2 protein-coding genes are annotated in these 1,917 nt (G+C 61.8%); one reads left to right on the top strand and one right to left on the bottom strand.

Annotation, left to right across the window (positions count from 1 at the left end; genetic code table 11):
* Positions 1-71: 71 nt before the first annotated feature.
* Positions 72-1,139: a hybrid-cluster NAD(P)-dependent oxidoreductase gene (locus tag I8N66_RS07015; RefSeq protein WP_291151545.1), complete on the top strand. Its 1,068-nt coding sequence runs from the start codon at positions 72-74 to the stop codon at positions 1,137-1,139.
* A gap of 107 nt (positions 1,140-1,246) precedes the next feature.
* Here the strand turns inward: I8N66_RS07015 and I8N66_RS07010 are convergent.
* A partial coding sequence (locus I8N66_RS07010) for a zinc-binding dehydrogenase (protein ID WP_291151399.1) occupies positions 1,247-1,917 on the bottom strand: 671 nt, incomplete at its 5' end.

Raw genomic sequence — 1,917 nt, 5'->3', positions numbered from 1 at the left:
GAACCTCGACAAGTTCGCCAACTGGTACATCGAGCGGATGCGCGCCCATGGATATTAGGAGCCCGGAGACCATGTCGATTGCCTTGAAGCTGCCCCTCATTTGGAATCCGGAGACCGATGACACACTCGTGTGCATCGACGTTCGGCAGGAAACCCACGACGTCAAGACCTTCACCTTCGCCTCCCCCGACGGCAAGGAGTTCAATTTCGAGCCCGGACAGTATTTCCTGTTCGATCTCGAACTTGGGGGTGAAAGCGAAAGCCGCTGCTACAGCATCTCGTCGTCGCCCTACCGCCGCAATGCCTTCTCCGTCACGGTGAAGCGGGTCGGTGGCGGAAGAGCATCCAACTGGCTGCATGACAATCTGGCGGTCAACAGCACCGTCAAGGCGAACGGGCCGCTTGGCCATTTCATCCGCCCCAAAGGAGCCGCCAGGAAATTTCTGTTCCTGTCCGGGGGTTCGGGCATTACGCCTGTGATGTCGATGGTCAGGGCGCTCGCCGACACATACGAACCTATCGATGCAGTTTTCATGCACGCAGCACGCACGCCCAAGGATCTGATTTTCCGCGAGGAACTCGTCTGCCTGGCAAACAAGCTTGCGGGTTTGAGACTTCACTTTCTGCCGGAAGAAGTCACGAACGAGCCGTCCTGGCCAGGTCTCACCGGCCGCATCTCCGCCGACTACGTGAAGCTGGCGGCTCCTGACCTCTCCGAGCGTGTCGTGATGTGCTGCGGGCCTGCTCCGTTCATGGCAGCAGCAAGGAAGATCGCAGAGGCAGCCGGTGTACCGCCGGAGAACTACCACGAGGAAAGCTTCGATGCGGCAGCCCTCGAAGAGCCTCCTATCCAACCGACGCCAGATGCAAGCACCCGCGTTTTCCAGGTGGCGTTTTCGAAGCAGGCTCGAACCATTGACGTTTCTGGCGGGCAGACGGTCCTTTCCTGCGCCAAGAAGGCGGGGATCAAGATCCCGTCGTCCTGCGCCAACGGCGTTTGCGGAACCTGCAAGTCCAAGCTGGTCTCCGGCTCGGTCGACATGATGCACAATGGCGGCATCCGGCAAAGGGAAGTGGACGCCGGCCTGTTTCTGCCGTGCTGTTCCAAGCCGCTGAGCGATCTCGTCATCGAGCGATAGGAAGGCTTCCAAGATCCGATCCGACAAAAAGACCAGCCCGGCGACGGCCAGGCTGGTCTTTGTTTGAATCTGGCCAACGCGCGGCTGCCACGGGCCCGGGTAGCTGCCTAATAAAGCACCACCGAGCGGATGCTTTCGCCGGAATGCATCAGTTCGAAGCCCTTGTTGATGTCTTCGAGCGGCATGGTGTGGGTGATCATCGGATCGATCTCGATCTTGCCCTCCATGTACCAGTCGACGATCTTCGGCACGTCGGTGCGCCCGCGCGCGCCGCCGAAGGCGGTGCCCATCCAGCTGCGGCCGGTGACCAGCTGGAACGGCCGGGTGGAGATCTCCTGGCCGGCGCCGGCGACGCCGATGACCACCGACTTGCCCCAGCCGCGATGCGAGGCTTCGAGCGCCTGGCGCATCACCTTGGTGTTGCCGGTGCAGTCGAAGGTGTAGTCGGCGCCACCGATCTGGTCGGCCCCGCGCTTGGTCATGTTGACGAGGTTCGGCACGATGTCGTCGCCGACCTCCTTCGGGTTGACGAAGTGGGTCATGCCGAAGCGTTCGCCCCAGGCCTTCTTGTCGTTGTTGAGATCGACGCCGATGATCATGTCGGCACCGGCCAGACGCAGGCCCTGGATGACGTTGAGGCCGATGCCGCCGAGACCGAAGACGATCGCGGTCGCGCCCATCTCCACCTTGGCCGTGTTGATGACGGCGCCGATGCCGGTGGTGACGCCGCAGCCGATGTAGCAGATCTTGTCGAAGGGGGCGTCGGGATTGACCTTGG

The sequence above is a fragment of the Ensifer sp. SSB1 genome (genome assembly GCF_016652895.1).
In the GTDB taxonomy this organism is placed as follows: Bacteria; Pseudomonadota; Alphaproteobacteria; order Rhizobiales; family Rhizobiaceae; genus Ensifer.
The sequence above is the reverse complement of the archived record's forward strand: the minus strand, read 5'-3'. Positions and strand labels throughout refer to the sequence as shown.

Bases quoted from the DNA above. Each gene is read 5' to 3' on its own strand.
- I8N66_RS07015 (WP_291151545.1), top strand. From the start codon at position 72: ATGTCGATTGCCTTGAAGCTGCCCCTCATTTGGAATCCGGAGACCGAT.